Genomic DNA, 15562 nt, shown 5'->3' with positions numbered 1-15562 from the left:
GCTTCAATATTGTGTTGGAATCCTCCTTCGCACCTCTGTGAATCTATTGAGCGGCTCCACGAAGCGCATCATTTCGGCAAGGTCGCCTTCAAATCGAACCAATCCCTCGACGACTGCCGCTTCGACACTTATTTTGGCAGTATTGATCCTCATGAAAGTGTCATAGGATGCGATCGTTGTGAAGAGAGAGGTTTGCCTGAATTCTTCCGCCAGCCCCACCCGCGTCTCGACGAGTTTCCCTTTTTCGAATTTCCAATAGAGGAAGCGAGTGCTGCCGTCCGGGCAGTTTTCAATGATGTTGTTGAGCTCGATTGTCATGCCGGCAGCCAGGTTGATGAAATCCGGGTCCTCGTTAACGGCCGCCTGGCACATGTGCTGCCACTCAGGGGAGAGGTACCGTACGGCAACCATTTTTTCGTGCTGTTTTTCGGCGCGTTCTTTTGCCAATTGTTGGCGAAGTCGCCCGGTTTCTTCGAGGTCGATCCGCATCTGGCGCTCATCGATCGCGACGCCATAATCGCGCCGGGCGGCTTCGAGCGATACATATTCATCGAGGACGTCATCGAGGACCGCCTGTGGAGGGCGTGTGAGGGGGTCGCCCCACCCGCCGCCGCCGCCGAGTTTCGCGGTAACCATGTGTCCGGCCGAGAGAGGTTCTTCGAAAGCCGTTGCCTCGATTTCGATCTCCGCAGGGCTCCCTTCGCGCAAGATGATGCTGTTCGGCGAGCCATCCAGACCGCCGTTGAATCCGCGCATAGGATACCTGGTGCCGATGACGTACGTATGCATGAACATGGGCGCCAGCGCCTTCATCCTCAGCAGGGTTCCGAGGCCGCCCCGCCATGTGCCGGCCCCGCCGGAGTCGGTCAGATACTGCCGCGCCACCGTCAATACAGGATAGTACATGTCGTGCAATTCACCGGTGGCCATCGTCATTGCGCCGAAGAAGGGGGACATTGCGCCCCAGCCGTCGGTTCCGCAGGCGGCGTTGCACCAGCCTGCCGCCATGGTGACATTCTGATCGACGTAAAACTCGCCGGAATAGGGGTTCGCACCGTAGGTAACGAGGGGCATTCCCAGCTTGATATTTTGAGGATACGCTTTTTCCGGTATCGCGGTTGCCAGCGCGACAGCGACCGCCTCCCCTATCTCGCCGCCGGCGTGCAGGGTGCAGGCCGTGCATGGAGCGGGCGGGCGCGGATTGACTACGGTCCCTTCCGGAAGGAGTATCTTAACGGGAAGAAGCAACCCCTCGTTACGCGGGATGGAGTCGTCGATCATGCTGGACAGCGTCAGGAAGATATATGAATAGGAGTTGGGGACGGAGCTGTTGATGAAACCGCGGGTCTGGGGATCGCTGCCGGCGAAATCGATTTTCAGGGAGTCGCCGGCAACCGTAACTGTGGCGCGAACGGTTACGTCGCGTGTTCCCTGGCAGTCGTGCTCGAGGTAAGCCTCACCGGTGTAGATACCGTCGGGCCACTCCTCGATCTCAGCCCTGAACCTGCGTTCGGTATAGCGGATGATCTCGTCCAGGCAATCGGTGACCACCTGCACGCCGTATTTTTTCAGCATTTCCAGGAGGCGCCGCTCGGCCACTCTCACCGAGCCGATCATCGCCTTCAAATCGCCGAGGAACGTCGGCTCGCGGTTGTTGATCTGGAGCAGTTTGATGATATCGTTTCTGGGGCGGCCGCGTTCGTAAATCTTTATCGGGGGCAGACGCAGGCCCTCCTGCCAGATATCGACCGCGCCGGGATTGTAGCCGCCGGGAACAGCGCCGCCGGTATCGCCCTGATGGGCGCGTGTCACCGGGAAGAAAACGAGGCGTCCTTCGAAGAATATCGGGGTCATCATGGTCCAATCAGGAAGATGAGAACCGCCGTGATACGGATCGTTGACAACAATGAGGTCGCCGGTATGGAGATCGTCCTGAAAAGCTTCAAGAGCCGCCATTACGGAGAATTTGGATGCGCCCATATGAATGGGCAAAGCGTCGGCGAGCGCGATGATTCTGGCGGCGCCGTCGAAGATGGCGGTGGAGAAATCATGGGACTCGCTGAAAGTCGGAGTGGTTGCCGTTCGAATCATGGTGTCGCCCATTTCGTTGGCTATGGTTTCGAGGCCGCAGCGGATCACCTCGGTCGTTATCGGGTCCAAAGTATTCATGCGTATTCTCCTGAATAAAAGCCCGGTTATCCTGCTATCACCATCTCATAACTGTCGTACTCTGTCAGGCGCGCCCTCTGCTTCGGGTAAACGACTATGGTTGTCGCGGGCTCCTCGATGATGCAAGGGCCGACAAAGACATTTCCGCATCGGACACGCGCGCCGTCGTATATCGGGGTCTGGATGAAGCCGCCCTGCTCATTAAAAAAGACATTTCGCGTTGATCGCAGGGCCGCAGAAGGGTCCTCTCCCTGAAAGGCAAGCCGTTGAACAGGCGGTTTTTCGGTCTCGATAATCATTTCCACCCGCAGATTCATGAAGAAGACCGGGTCGCCCGGATTGGAAAAAGTATGGAGCATCTCATGGGCGGCATGAAATGATTCCACCGCCGCGCCCAGAGTTTGGTCGGTGACGGCCCCATCCTCCGCCCCAAGCGGGACGGTGATCTCGTGTGTCTCTCCCTTATAATGCATGTCAATCTGATAGTTCCACTTTACGGTCTCCACCAAACCGGCGCGCTTTCTCACGGCAGCGGGCAAATCCTGTTCCGCCCCCTCTTTCATCGAATGGATAAGCGCATTGATCTGGGGGAGTTCGTGGGCATCCGAGCGGCCGATATAGGTTCGCATCTTGTTCACAACGATGTTCGAGGCGAGGAGACCGCGCGCGGAGAATGCGGTCGCAATGCGAGGGACAATGACTTTCCCGATGCCCAGTTCTTTTGCCTGCACACCGGCGTGAAGAGCCCCGTTTCCTCCGAACGCGACGAGGGTGAAGTCGCGCGGATCATATCCCTTGCGGACGGATACGACGCGAATGCCGTTGGTCATATTGTTGTTGACGATGCGAAATATCCCGTGGGCCGCATGGAGGACGTCGAGTCCGAGCGGGCGCGCGACCTTTTCCTCGATGGCGCGTTCGGCCGCATTGCGATCCAGTTTCATTTCGCCGCCGAGAAAATTATCCGGATCGAGGTATCCCAGCAGAAGGTTCGCGTCGGTTACCGCCGGCTCCGCGCCGCCCCTCCCGTAGCATGCCGGCCCCGGCAGCGCGCCCGCGCTTCTGGGACCTACCTGCAGAGCGCCGCCCGCGTCGACCCAGGCAATGCTGCCGCCGCCCGCGCCGATGGTATGGATATCCAGCATGGGCGCCGCCACCCGGTAGCGGCTGACCCAATACTCAGTAGTGACTGCCGGCTTTCCGCCGCGAATGAGCGAGACATCATAGCTGGTGCCGCCCATGTCGACGGTGATCAGATTCGGCTCGTTGCAAAGGGTTCCAATGAGTTGGGCGCAGGCGACCACCCCGCCGGCCGGGCCGGAGAGCAGGCTGTAGACGGCGAAGTTTCCGGCGTAGGCGGCGTTCATGATTCCGCCGTTTGAGAGCATCACGAAGAATTCGCTCTCGAGGCCGTTTCTTTTCAATTCGGTTTCGAGACGTTCGAGATAATGTTTGAGTTTTGGGCCAGTGTAGGCGTTGACCAGCGTGGTGCTGACACGCTCGAACTCGCGTATCTGCGGGAGCACCTCGTGGGAGAGCGAGACGAAAGCAGCCGGGTGCTCGCGCCGAATGATCTCAGCGATTTTCTTCTCGTGAGCCGGATTCAGGAACCCGAAGAAGAGGCATACTCCGATTGACTCGACGCCGGCGTTCTTCAGCTTTCGAACCCGCTCGACGGCCTCATCCTCGTTGAGCGCGATCAGAACTTTCCCCTCACGGTCCACTCGTTCAGCCACCGTGAGGCGGTGCCGGCGGCGCGCGATGGGCACCGGCGCTTCATGCCGCGGGTTGAAGATGCGTTCCTTGTAGCCGCGCCTGATTTCGATGTCATCCCGGAAACCGTCGGTTGTAATGAGACCGGTTAACGCGCCATCGAATTCGAGCATGGTGTTGGTCGCGACGGTCGTCCCATGGATGAGCAGTTCCGTTTGCGCCAGAAGCTCCGCGGGCGTCATCCCTTCGCGTACGGCGATTTTTTTAATACCGGCCATCACCCCCAACGCCTGATTTTCAGGAGTAGTCAGTGTTTTGACCACCCCGATTGAAGCCGTCAGGTCCGTGTAGACCAGATCGGTAAAGGTGCCGCCAACATCGATTCCTATTTTATATCCCACGGTCTTCGCTCCTTTTGGGCATCCTCAGCGTTTTGTTCTTTACCGTTTATGCTCCGGTCCGGCACGTGAATGTGTGACTGGATCAGACGCATCGCCTTCTTCAGCCAAGGCCGCCAATTGTTTTGAAGCCCATTTTCCGTAGAAGGTTCCTCCCGCTTTCTCCTTTAACAGAGTGAGCACGTGTCGAGCCGACTCGAGGGCTTCGTCTGAGATCAGCATTTGCGAAAGGTGGAACAGAGCCTTGAGTTTAAGCTCTTCGGCAATCGTTCTCCACGCAGATTCTTCGCCGACCTCGTGCGCTTCAGCGACCGCCTTCAGGTCCATTGCCGCCTCCGAATGCGTATCGAAGACGTCGGGGATCACGGAAAGGACCGCCCCCCGGATATAGGATGAGATGAGGCAGACCTCATAAGGATCCACCCGAATGCGGGAATCTCGAAATGCCGCGACTGCATCGAGGATCGGTTGGATGGTTGAAAAAACGCCCCGCGTCTCAGGCACACTGCCATACAAGGCCAACCCTTTCAGTGCGGCAACAAGTGGAAACAATTCAGGCGGGGCTTTCAGTTCCTCCAGATGAGCCAGGGTCAGCCGAAAATTACCGGCGGCGGCCGACAACACCGCCTGGCCGAGCGTTCTGAAATGAGGGGCGGCGGGAAAATCGCGCCGCTTGCCGAGTGCCGCAATCAGCGTCCTTTTCACATTTTCCCGCGGAATTTCGCTGAATGACAAGTCTGTGGAAGAAAATGATTGCGCCCGGCGGAAGCGAAGTATTTCCTTCAGGTGCTCGGGCGCCGAATTCACCGTCTCAATGACCTTTTCTGCATGCGCCCGCACAAGCTTCGCCTTCATCAACGGCATAAAGGCGCCGAGCGCCTTGTCGCCTTCTCTTATGTACTGCGCGGCGCTGGCAGGAGAAGAAGAAGGCAAGAGTCTCTTAAGGAACAGCCTTGCATCCTCCTTCACAATTTCCTGGATATGGCGGCGGTACACCGACATCATTTCCAGGGAATAGTCGAACGGGAAGCCAGCCTCCTCACGCTGGCGCATGAGCGCAATAACGCGGCAGTCGGACGCATCGTACTCTTTTCCTCGAGAGGTGATAACTGGTCGGAGAAGACCGAGCGACTCCATCCGGTCGATCTTCTTCAGCGAGTAACGGGTGTGTCCGGCGACTCGTTTTCTTGAAACAGTTTGTACGTCCTCCGGCTCAGCGGGGATATCGAGGAGCGCTTCCCCCAGCGCCAGTTCACCGGCAGCGATGGCGCCATTGTCAATTATCCGCTTGATCACGTTCAGCGGAAAGAATCGCTTGCTTTGCAGGCGCTTGATCAACCTGATTTTGTCCACGCAGGCGGCGTCGTAGTAGGACATGGTGCGACCCGTTTTGATGGGTCGCGGGAGGAGCCCCTCATGCAGGTAGTGCTTGACGGTAGGGACCGGCACACCCGCCAGAGCGGCGAGCTGACTTATTCTCAATCCCGGCGGCTGTATCGGCTGTTTTCTCATCGGCGGAGCGCTCAAACTAGACAGTGCGACTTCCTAATGGCTCAGATTCTAAATCAAACGCGGTTCGTTTGTCAAGCGCCAAGAAATGGCCCCGTTGAACGAGTTGCGAGCGATTGGCGGCGCTTGACTTAGCGGATGATGGGGATGTATCATTTTTAAGGAGTTGCAGCGCTTCAGGAAATGTGCGATGAAGCGGTTTATTCTGTGATACGTTAAAAAAATTATGGTCTTTTTCTTCATTCGGGAGACGTGGCTTGGGAGAAAACCCCGACCGGCCGAGCATTTCGATTGTAATGCCCGCTTACAATGAAAGGGAAAACATCGAGAAAGCGGTGCTATCATCTCTCGCGGTTCTTCGGAGCGCCTGCGATGATTATGAAGTGGTCGTTGTTGATGACGGCAGCCTCGACGGCACGGCCGAATTGCTTGACAAGATGGCGCAGGAACACGCCGCACTCCGGGTGATCCATCACGACAAGAATTACCGTTTTGGGCGGACGTTGCGGGACGGGATTGCGGCAGCGCGCAAGAACCTGATTTTCCTTACGGATTCAGATAACCCCATCGATATGGAAGATATGAAGAAGGCAATTCCGTTGATGGAGGAGTACGATTTTGTGAATGGCCGGCGACTGGCGCGCGAGCCATCGCTGAAACGGATTCTGTACACGGCTGTGTACAATAAGATGATCCGGATGTTGTTTGGGCTGGACACCCAGGACGTAAATTTTTCTTATAAGATGGTCAAGCGCGAGCTTCTGCAGAAGCTCGACCTGAAATCGGAGGGTTCGTTCATCGATGCCGAAATGCTGCTTGAGGCGAAGAGACTGGGCGGCCGGATTCGGGAGATTCCGATCATGTACTATCCGCGCACGCTCGGCGAATCTACTCTGGCGAGCCCTTCCGTGATCGCAAGGATCCTGTACGAGATGTCCAGATACATGCTTCGACGTCTCTTCAATTCCCACGATTCCAGGAGATCATGAGCCTCTCCTTCTTCTTCATCTCCGTTCGGGGCCGATGGTAATGAAAGCAACCGAACCCGAAGTTCCCTCATGGGCGAACATGAGGTTTAAGCATAATCCCGCCGCCCTACCCGCCGCTCTTGTGGTTGGGTCCCTCCTGATCGGCTTCTTCTTCATGCGCCCGAATATGGGAGAACCCGATTCGTACCGGGAGGCGCTCTCGGCGCTGAAGTACCTCGACGAAAGCACCTATTCTTCCTATTGGGATCACCCGTTGACCATGTATTTTTTCGTGGTCGGGACGAGAGTCGCCCGTGCAATCAGCGCCGAGCAGGCGACGGTTCTCAATACTCTAGCGGTCTTATTCGGGGCCGCCAGCATCTGGCCCTTTTTCCAACTCGTCGCGTGGCTGGTGAACCGGAAAGCTGCTCTATTTGCTTCAATCGCCCTGATAATCTCGCCCACGTTCCTCGAGTTTTCGGCATATCTTTCGCACGAGATTATTGGATTTGCCTTCGCGCTGTGGGCGGTGTATTTCTTCCAGCGTGTGCTGGATCATGGAGGTCGTGCGGCGGCTATTCTGTTCGGGTGTTTTTTTGCTGCAACGTGGTGCGCCCGGCCGAGCGGCGTGTTTTTCATCAGCATGCCGTTGCTGATTCTGTTCCTGTTTCACGTCAGGGGGACCGGCGCGTGGAGGCCGTTGGCGCGCCTGTCGATCTTTGCCGCCGGCGGAGCGGTCGTGTGTCTGGCGGCGGTCTACCGCCCCGCCCTGGTGCAGCATCTGGCCTCATATTCGAGTGATTTTCTGTTCACCTATTATGAGCTGGGCAGGTACTACAAGAGCAGCTTCTTTATCGCTCTTTCGGCTTTGACCCCGGCGCTTCTTGCGCTTGGGGTATTGGGCCTGGCTGTTCTCTTGTTCAGGCGCAAGTATCTTTTGGTTTTTCTCGCCGGTTCCTGGATTGCGAGCGCGTACGTGTTCTATTCGGGCATGTATTCGATGAACCGGTATTTTCTGGTGCTCCTGCCGCCGGCGCTTCTGCTGGTGTTCTCCGCGGGTGATGAATTGGATGAAGTGCTTCCGGCGAAATGGAAATCGGTGCATCCCGCCAAGGCGGCGGCCCTTTTGATTGTCGCCGTGGCGGCGCTGGGTCCGAACTTGTCCGAGCTACTGTACGCCCGGCACAACGACGACGATAAGCAGGCCGCGACCGAGGTGGGTCGGGCGGTCGGGCGGAACCTTCTTTTCACGACGGCCGCAGAACCGATGATCCTCTACTACAACCGGGAGAATCCGCCGGAGACTGTATATCTGGTAACCGAATATAGTCCCGGCAAAGTAGTGATGAAAGTGGATATGCTTCGTTTGGCGCAGCAACGATTGAGGGAAGGCCGACCGGTGTTTTTGACACAGGAGATCATTCCCCATTTCCGGTTCGTGCAGGTGGACGCGCAGTGCGAGCCGGTTTTTGAATATCGGTTCCGGAAGCTGAATCGAAATATTCGGGCGTTGCGTCTTTTCCGGCTGACAGAGCTGCGGATCGCGAGCGACCGGCTTTCAGGGAGCGGTTGAAATGGCCACGTTGCTCATAGTGAATGCCGACGATTTCGGGCTCGAGAAGGAAATAAACACGGCCGTCATTCGAGCTCACGAGGAGGGCATTGTCACCAGCGCGTCGCTTTTGGCGGTCGGGGATGCCTTCGAACATGCGGTGGAGCTTGCCAAGAAGCATCCGCGCCTCGGGGTCGGAGCGCATCTTGCGTTGACACGCGGGCCGTCCCTGAAGGGGAAACCGCTCATCGGTTCGGAAACATCTTCCGTGACAGGCGGAACAGGGCGTTTTTCGAAGAGTCCTATCATCTTTGCCATGCGGGCGGCTCTGCGTCTGGTTGATGCGGGAGAACTGGAGAAAGAGTTTCGGGCGCAATTAGAGAGAATAACTTCGGCCGGCATTCCGATCACGCATATAGACAGTCATCAGCACATCCATTTGGCGCCGCCGATCTTTGCCATTGTGATCGGCCTCGCGCTTGAATTTGGGATAAGCTGGGTGAGGATGCCCTTTGCGCCCGTCAGGACCGTCGGGTGCAATGGCGATATTGGGGGGAAAATGAAAAAGGCGCTGCTGAGGCGATTGGCGGCATGGAACCTGCGCACGTTGAGGGGGACGAAGCTCCGTTGGGCGGATTATCACGTGGGAATAGAACATGCCGGCTGTCTGCGGGAGGATGCGTTGCTGAGAGTGCTTCAGGAGCTTCCCGATGCAGTCGTGGAACTTTCCTGTCATCCGGGCGCGGACAACGCGGCATTGAATCGGGATCACCCATGGGGTTACTGCTGGCGGGAAGAGCTGGCCGCTTTATGTTCTCAGGAGACAGCGGCGACGGTGAAGAGACTGGGGATTCGGCTGGTAAATTATGCGGGATGGGACGAGGAAGCAGCTAGTCCCACTTGATCGTTTCGATCGTCTTTTTTTCCTGGTCCCAATAATCTATCTTCGTCAGGATGCTGTTGATGAATTCGAGCCTGGCGGCTTGTTCGCCGGTGGTATGGTTAAAGAGCCGGATTTCGACGTTCTCCACTCCGGCAAGCGACATTTTCTCGCGCTCGTAACGGCATTCCAGACTTCTGAGGAAACTCTCGACCATTTCATTCGTAATTTTCATCGTCCTGAATTCTTCCTGTTCGCGATCTCATTCCAATGGCAAGAGAATTCTTACACTTGTTCCCGATTCAGACAGTGAGTCAACCCGGATTTTCCCTCCGCATTCTTCCACTACCGCTTTGGTCGCGGCCAATCCGAGGCCCATGCAATGCAGGTGACTCTTGGTGGAGAAGAAGGGAGCGAAGAGGCGCTGATGTGCCTCTTGTGAAATTCCGGGGCCATCGTCTTCAAAGACAGCCAGCAACTGCTGATCTTCGATCGCTGTCCGAATGGAGAGCCGGCTGCCGCTTTCCTGCAGCGCTTCAAGCGCGTTCTGGATGATATTCGCAAATGCATGCTCCAACGCGCCGGCGTTGGTTTCGATCACCGGAAGATCGTCCGAATAGTCTTCGGTTATCTCGAGGTTCTTTTTTGCGAACTGGCGCCGAAATAGATCCAACGCCTGGCGGATGATGATATTCAAGCTGCAGTATTCTTTCTCCTGATTCGTGAACCTGGCGAGGCGCTTGTAGTTGAAGATCAGCTTCTTGCATTCGTCGGCGGAGGAACTGATTTTTTCCAGTTCTCTGGCGATGAGCAGCGCCCGTTCCTGTCCGAGCAGCAGTTGTGCGTATCCGCTGACGCCGGTGAGTTGATTATTGATTTCGTGAGTGAGGTCTGAAGAGAGCTTTCCCAGCAAGGTGAGCCGCTGGCACACCACCAATTTTTCGAGGAATCGTTTCGTTATCTCGTCCTGGGGAAGAAGTTGCTCCACGGCGCGCGCTCCGTGTGGCCGTCAACTATTCGCTGGTCTTGAAGTTTTCCTCGTACCACTGAACCCATTTGACGACGTCCGACCCGTACGGCCGATGGGTGATTTCTTCGAGTACCATCAAAGCACGTGTCTGTTTGTTGGGGTTGCCCGAGTCGAGCGCGTCAATAAGCGAATGCACGGCGTTGAGATCATTAACGTGAATTAGGGCTTCTTTTGCATTTTCGGCGACTTCAGAATCCGAATCGCCCAAAGCGTCCACCAGTTCCTTGATGGTCGTCGAATCAGCTATATAAATAAGCGCGCGGGAGGCCGCTCGTCGAACGAGTGGCGAGCGATCTTTCAGCGCGTTCGCAAGCGCTCCGGCCGATGAAGGGTCTCTTGCATTCGCCAACGCCGAAGCCGCTCGCGCCCGAACCGTGGGATTTGAATCGGCAAGCAGTTCGACGAGTGCTCGAATCGCCTCGGGCGTCTTTATTTCGCCGAGCGCGTCGGCGATGTCGCCCCGCAGGGAAGCATTCTCATTGGTTACGGCCTGGGCCAGCGTTTTCGCGGAAGAGCTTCCACCGATTTTCCCCATTGCGGAAATGATCGTCCGCCTGACACTCTCATCGGTCTCCCGATCAAGCGCGGCGGAAAGTTCGGCTCCGGCGCCGGCCGTTTTCAAGCTTCCGAGCGCATTTGCACAATAACTGCGGATTCTTGCTTCTTCGTCATTTAATCCGTTGACAAAAATTCCTTTGCTGCTGGGCGATCCTATTTCATAAAGGGCATAAATCACCTCGACGCGGACATTGCTTTTCTCATCGCCTGCGGCAGTCTCCAGTGCCTGGATAGCAGCAGTGTCGCCCTTATTCGCCAATTTCCCCAGAACGTAGGCGGAATATTCTCGCGCCGAAGGACGGGGTGCGCTCAGAGTGTCGATGAGTTGGGGAAAGATGCTCTTATCGCGCTGGTTAACCAAGGCTTCCGCAGCGGCCTTTTGAACTATATCCTCGGGATCATCAAGTGCCTGCACAAGATATGGGGCAGTTCCCGGTTCCTTTCGTTCTCCGAGAAGCTGAGCGGCATATCGGCGTTGATACTTCAGTGTCGATTGCTGCAGTGCCTGGACAAGGTCTGAAGTCGATGAGGACGTATCGACAAGGATTAAGGAGTTAGCTTCCTTCTGGGCTAAAAGGATTTCTCGTTGTGAAGCGGGGGACTCGAAAAAAGCGGCCTCCGCCAGAATCGTAACCGGCGCCACCAATATGGTAAGGCCTGCGATGAACGTTTTCAAACTGTTCTTCATTTCCCCCCTGCGGCACAAAGCAGGCAGCCGGAACGCCCACTTAACCCCTCTTGGTCCCCTCAATTATACATCACGTTGGGGAAAAAGCCAAATAGAGCAGAAAAACGCGCAAGACCACCTTAAATTGTATTATAAGCAAAAAAAATGCCGAAAGTCCGGTTTTGTCCAATTCCGTTAACTCATCTGTTCGCGGAGCGGAACCGTGCATGGCGCGCCGCTATTGACTGTTGCCAAAGTGAGAAAGAGTGGAAGACGCTCTTGAGGTACGGAGGCGAAGACGCAGAGGCCGCTTCGAAAAAGTCAATTTTGGCCGCGAATGGTTGATTTCCATGCATATTGAAAATTAAGACTTGCAAAAAGAAAGGGCGCATGATAGAATCGCACTGCTTGTCGGGAAGGGGCATTGAAGATTCGTTTCATTTCAATTTTCTGCTTCATATTCACGTTCCATCCGCAAGCGATTACCTATATATGTCTGCTCCCATATCCGTTCAAGACAAACAAGTCCCCCGAGGCTTTGGTATCATAGGGTTATCAGTAGATGCAGGTGAATTGGGGGAGAATCGATATGGGAAAGAAGCGCGTCTTGGTTGCCGATGACGATGTTGATGTGCTGGAGGTAATCAAGGCAATTCTGGAGCATGAAGGTCTCCAGGTGAACACGGCGCGCGACGGCGAGCAAGCTTTCAAGCTGCTGCGAAAACATGCCTTCAACGCCGTCATTCTGGATGTATCGATGCCGAGGGTTCCGGGGACCAAGCTGCTCCAACTGATGCGCCGGAGCAGCAAGTTCAGAAAGACTCCGGCGATGCTGATAACGGGTAACGTCCTTGAGACGAAGCGAATGGAGGAGGAAGGGACGCTCAAGCTGGCGAACGACCTCCTGATCAAACCGTTTAACACGCGCGATCTCATCAAAAAAGTTAAACTTCTCGTCAATTCCGAAAAAGATTCCCGGCAACCGGCGTCCAAACCGGATAAAGAACCTCGCGTCTGATCTCAAGAAACACGATCCGCCCCTGTTGTGAGATTTTGCCTGTCAGAAAGATAATGGCATTTTGCTCAGAGACGACGCGGTTATGCCTTCCAAGAATAATCAGGAGCAATGGCCGGAACACGCGGTATGCGCGCGGTGTGCGGCGCCCCTGACCGATGACTACCGAGAAAGCCCGCTGGGACTTCGATTCTGCAAAGACTGCTTTGACGGGACCGTGCAGGAAAAAGTTCGGGAGCGTGCGGCGCTCATTTATGTGAAGGGCCGATGCTCAAAATGCGGCAAATCGCTTATTAACGGTTATCGTTTGAACCAGTTTGGGGTGATTTACTGTTTATCCTGCTCGGACTCACCGTCCAAGCCCGCATCTGAATCAGTTGCCGGTGAGCAGAATCCGGATGAGAAGTCGGATACTGGCCGCGCCGCAACCCCGCTGGAATATCTGTTGGTTGTTTCGATCATGGTTTCTCATCTGTTGTTCTTTTTGGATTTCCTGCTTGCGGGCCGGCTTTTGCGCGGCGAGACATTTTTCCGCCCCCTCGTCGCGCTGGACCTTGTCGCGCTGATTCTGCTGGTGATATCCCGCCGGTTTTCCTCTTCCTGGTTCTCGATTCTGTGGTCATTGCTTCTTGTGGCAGGCTACATTATACTGGTTTTGGGAGAGATAGTTACATTCATTCAACAATAGGCCGACCGTGGTGGTGGGATTGTGAAAGCAGTCGCCGGGCCTGAAAACATCAAGAAAAAGTACGAAGTGATTGAGCACACCGCCGATACCGGCATTTCGGTAAGAGGGAAGACGCTTGAAGAGTTATTTGCGCTTGCCGGATGTGCGATGTTTGATCTGATGGTCGATGTGAGAAAGGTGAAACCAGAAGAAGAAGCGAAGCTCAGCCTGGAAGCGGAGTCACTCGAGGAGCTGCTGGTGACGTGGCTGAACGAACTGCTTTTCCGGGCGGAGGTGAGCGGGATGTTCTTCAGCAGGTTTGAAGTGGTCTCCGTCAGGGATAACAAGATGAAAGCTTCGATCAAGGGCGAGCCATACGATCAGAAAAGGCATCCGATAGGACAAAGCATCAAAGCGGCCACATATCACGAACTCGAGGTTGCCAGAAGAGAAGGGCAGTGGCTCGCGCGGGTGATTTTTGACATTTAGGTGAGTAAGAGAAATGCCGCAAGTGGCGATGAAAAAAATCGGCGATTTCATTTACGAGATCGCCAAGACCGGCCAGATGAGGGTTCCCGCCAGGATTTACGCTGACGAGGGCCTGATGCGCGATATTCAGAAGGACAAGAGTCCCGAGCAAGCCGCCAATGTGGCCACGCTTCCGGGAATCGTGAGATATTCGCTGGCGATGCCGGATATTCATTGGGGCTATGGATTCCCGATTGGGGGAGTTGCGGCCATGGACCCGGCAGAGGGCGGCGTCATCTCACCCGGCGGAGTGGGTTATGATATAAATTGCGGAGTCCGTCTGATCCGGACTAACTTAATGGTGCAGGATATCCAGCCGCGCCTTCGCGATTTGGTGATGGCGCTGTTCCAGGCGATCCCGACGGGCGTCGGCGCCAAGGGCGGCATCGAGAAGCTGACCCGAAACGAGCAGAGAAAGCTGTTTGTGAAAGGAGCGAAGTGGGCGGTTGAAAATGGATACGGCGACGCCGCCGATCTCGAACATACCGAGGAGAAGGGGTGCCTGCAAGGGGCTGATCCGGACAAGGTGAGTGACCATGCCGTGGAACGCGGAGCCGCTCAAGTGGGAACGCTTGGTTCGGGCAATCATTTTCTCGAGATTGAAAAAGTCGAGGAAGTATATGATCCCGAGGCCGCCCGCGTGTTCGGTATCGAGAAGGATTCGATCACGGTCATGGTTCATTGCGGGTCACGCGGATTCGGCCACCAAATCTGCGACGATTATTTGAAAGTGATGGCGCGGGCGATCCAGAAGTATCACATCGAGCTGCCGGACAGGCAGCTTGCCTGCGCCCCGGCGGAATCGCAGGAGGGGGCGGACTACATTTCGGCCATGGCGGCTGCGGCAAATTATGCGTGGGCAAACCGGCAGGTAATCATGCATCTGGCGCGGGCCGCATTTGAACGCACATTGAACATGAATCCACGCGATTTAGGCATGCGCCTGATCTATGATGTGTGTCACAACATTGCCAAGTATGAGAAGCATACGGTAGACGGGCGGGAGCGCATGTTGTGGGTTCATCGAAAGGGGGCGACGCGCGCTTTTCCACCAGCGCATCCCCATATCCCAGCCGATTACCGGCACGTTGGTCAGCCGGTGCTGATTCCGGGCGACATGGGGAGGGCATCGTACCTGTGCGTGGGCACCAATGCGGCGATGGAGGAGACGTTCGGGTCGACCTGTCACGGCGCCGGCCGGGTGATGAGCCGCTCCGCCGCAATCAAGGCGACGAAGGGACGCTCGATCAAGAAAGAATTGGAAGAGAAGAACATTATTGTGATGGCCCATGGCAGAAGCACACTCGCCGAGGAAGTTTCCGAGGCCTACAAAGATGTGAACGCCGTTGTGAACGTGATGCATCAGGCGGGAATAAGCCTGCGCGTGGCAAAGTTGCGCCCCCTCGGCGTAATCAAAGGATGATTACGCCGGGTTTACACCGGAAAGGGAGAGACTATGGCTCTTATTGATCGGTATTCCTTTGGTTCCGTCACCATCGGCGGGCGCTCATATGCGTCTGACCTGATCATCTATCCGGACAAAATCCAAGAAGAGTGGTGGCGTAAGGAAGGCCACAGGCTTCAAACAGAGGATATTCCGGATGTCCTTGCAGACCCTCCGGAGATTTTGGTGATTGGACAGGGGGATCCCGGACGAATGCAAATAGACCCTCGCGTCACCGAGGCGCTGAAGCAATTGAACGTGAGGGTTCTTGCCGCTCCCACCAAAAAAGCATGCGAGGAATTTAACAGGCTGGTCGAACAGGGGAAAAAGGTTATCGCCGCGCTTCACCTGACCTGCTAGAACGGTATCTCAAAAGGATTGATGCTGGAGAAGGCATTTTCCACAAGATTGAGGGACGCTCTTCAAAGGATCGAGATTGCGGTCGAAGCGCGGACGCAAAATGC

14 protein-coding genes are annotated in these 15562 nt (G+C 55.8%); 8 read left to right on the top strand and 6 right to left on the bottom strand.

Annotation, left to right across the window (positions count from 1 at the left end; all coding sequences use genetic code 11):
• Positions 1-3: 3 nt before the first annotated feature.
• Genes C4520_21400 through C4520_21390 form a run of 3 tightly spaced genes read right to left on the bottom strand, consistent with a single transcriptional unit; the run spans position 4 to position 5792 of the window.
• Positions 4-2169: a hydantoinase B/oxoprolinase family protein gene (locus tag C4520_21400; protein RJP14564.1), complete on the bottom strand. Its 2166-nt coding sequence runs from the start codon at positions 2167-2169 to the stop codon at positions 4-6.
• Positions 2170-2195: 26 nt separating this feature from the next.
• Positions 2196-4283 carry a hydantoinase/oxoprolinase family protein gene (locus tag C4520_21395; protein ID RJP14563.1) on the bottom strand — a complete coding sequence of 696 codons (2088 nt, stop codon included), beginning with the start codon at positions 4281-4283 and terminating at the stop codon, positions 2196-2198.
• 39 nt (positions 4284-4322) lie between these two features.
• Complete coding sequence (locus C4520_21390; protein ID RJP14562.1) at positions 4323-5792, bottom strand: MerR family transcriptional regulator; 1470 nt, start codon at positions 5790-5792, stop codon at positions 4323-4325.
• Positions 5793-6046: 254 nt separating this feature from the next.
• Here C4520_21390 and C4520_21385 point away from each other — a divergent pair, with 254 nt between their 5' ends.
• From C4520_21385 to C4520_21375, 3 genes are read left to right on the top strand one after another with little or no spacing between them, the layout of a single operon-like run.
• Positions 6047-6778, top strand: coding sequence for a glycosyltransferase family 2 protein (locus C4520_21385; protein RJP14561.1), 732 nt, complete (start codon positions 6047-6049; stop codon positions 6776-6778).
• 34 nt (positions 6779-6812) lie between these two features.
• Positions 6813-8330 (top strand): hypothetical protein, encoded by a 1518-nt coding sequence (locus C4520_21380; protein RJP14560.1) that lies wholly within the window; start codon positions 6813-6815, stop codon positions 8328-8330.
• A gap of 1 nt (position 8331) precedes the next feature.
• On the top strand, positions 8332-9213 hold the full coding sequence (locus C4520_21375; protein ID RJP14559.1) for a ChbG/HpnK family deacetylase: 882 nt from the start codon (positions 8332-8334) through the stop codon (positions 9211-9213).
• On the opposite strand, the gene C4520_21370 is transcribed toward C4520_21375, so the two are convergent.
• From C4520_21370 to C4520_21360, 3 genes are read right to left on the bottom strand one after another with little or no spacing between them, the layout of a single operon-like run.
• Positions 9200-9424, bottom strand: a complete 225-nt coding sequence (locus tag C4520_21370) for a hypothetical protein (protein RJP14558.1) — start codon at positions 9422-9424, stop codon at positions 9200-9202. The two genes, C4520_21375 and C4520_21370, sit on opposite strands and share 14 nt — an antisense overlap.
• A 27-nt stretch (positions 9425-9451) precedes the next feature.
• Positions 9452-10177, bottom strand: a complete 726-nt coding sequence (locus C4520_21365) for a GHKL domain-containing protein (GenBank protein ID RJP14557.1) — start codon at positions 10175-10177, stop codon at positions 9452-9454.
• 25 nt (positions 10178-10202) lie between these two features.
• On the bottom strand, positions 10203-11465 hold the full coding sequence (locus C4520_21360) for a hypothetical protein (protein ID RJP14556.1): 1263 nt from the start codon (positions 11463-11465) through the stop codon (positions 10203-10205).
• A 541-nt stretch (positions 11466-12006) separates the two neighbouring features.
• Here C4520_21360 and C4520_21355 point away from each other — a divergent pair.
• The 5 genes from C4520_21355 to C4520_21335 all read left to right on the top strand — a co-directional run bounded on the left by C4520_21355 (position 12007) and on the right by C4520_21335 (position 15458).
• Positions 12007-12462, top strand: a complete 456-nt coding sequence (locus C4520_21355; protein ID RJP14555.1) for a response regulator — start codon at positions 12007-12009, stop codon at positions 12460-12462.
• A gap of 82 nt (positions 12463-12544) precedes the next feature.
• Positions 12545-13147 (top strand): hypothetical protein, encoded by a 603-nt coding sequence (locus tag C4520_21350; GenBank protein ID RJP14554.1) that lies wholly within the window; start codon positions 12545-12547, stop codon positions 13145-13147.
• A gap of 18 nt (positions 13148-13165) precedes the next feature.
• Complete coding sequence (locus tag C4520_21345) at positions 13166-13615, top strand: archease (protein ID RJP14553.1); 450 nt, start codon at positions 13166-13168, stop codon at positions 13613-13615.
• Positions 13616-13628: 13 nt separating this feature from the next.
• On the top strand, positions 13629-15077 hold the full coding sequence (locus C4520_21340) for an RtcB family protein (protein ID RJP14552.1): 1449 nt from the start codon (positions 13629-13631) through the stop codon (positions 15075-15077).
• A 33-nt stretch (positions 15078-15110) separates the two neighbouring features.
• On the top strand, positions 15111-15458 hold the full coding sequence (locus C4520_21335; GenBank protein RJP14551.1) for a hypothetical protein: 348 nt from the start codon (positions 15111-15113) through the stop codon (positions 15456-15458).
• Positions 15459-15562: the final 104 nt, after the last annotated feature.

The organism is Candidatus Abyssobacteria bacterium SURF_5 (assembly GCA_003598085.1).
In the GTDB taxonomy this organism is placed as follows: domain Bacteria; phylum Abyssobacteria; class SURF-5; order SURF-5; family SURF-5; genus SURF-5.
The sequence above is the reverse complement of the archived record's forward strand: the minus strand, read 5'-3'. Positions and strand labels throughout refer to the sequence as shown.

Coding starts and splice junctions, on each gene's coding strand:
- C4520_21400 (RJP14564.1), bottom strand. CDS start 2,169: ATGAATACTTTGGACCCGATAACGACCGAGGTGATCCGCTGCGGCCTC.
- C4520_21380 (RJP14560.1), top strand. CDS start 6,813: ATGGTAATGAAAGCAACCGAACCCGAAGTTCCCTCATGGGCGAACATG.
- C4520_21370 (RJP14558.1), bottom strand. CDS start 9,424: ATGAAAATTACGAATGAAATGGTCGAGAGTTTCCTCAGAAGTCTGGAA.
- C4520_21340 (RJP14552.1), top strand. CDS start 13,629: ATGCCGCAAGTGGCGATGAAAAAAATCGGCGATTTCATTTACGAGATC.
- C4520_21350 (RJP14554.1), top strand. CDS start 12,545: ATGCCTTCCAAGAATAATCAGGAGCAATGGCCGGAACACGCGGTATGC.
- C4520_21355 (RJP14555.1), top strand. CDS start 12,007: ATGCAGGTGAATTGGGGGAGAATCGATATGGGAAAGAAGCGCGTCTTG.
- C4520_21390 (RJP14562.1), bottom strand. CDS start 5,792: ATGAGAAAACAGCCGATACAGCCGCCGGGATTGAGAATAAGTCAGCTC.
- C4520_21360 (RJP14556.1), bottom strand. CDS start 11,465: ATGAAGAACAGTTTGAAAACGTTCATCGCAGGCCTTACCATATTGGTG.
- C4520_21375 (RJP14559.1), top strand. CDS start 8,332: ATGGCCACGTTGCTCATAGTGAATGCCGACGATTTCGGGCTCGAGAAG.
- C4520_21335 (RJP14551.1), top strand. CDS start 15,111: ATGGCTCTTATTGATCGGTATTCCTTTGGTTCCGTCACCATCGGCGGG.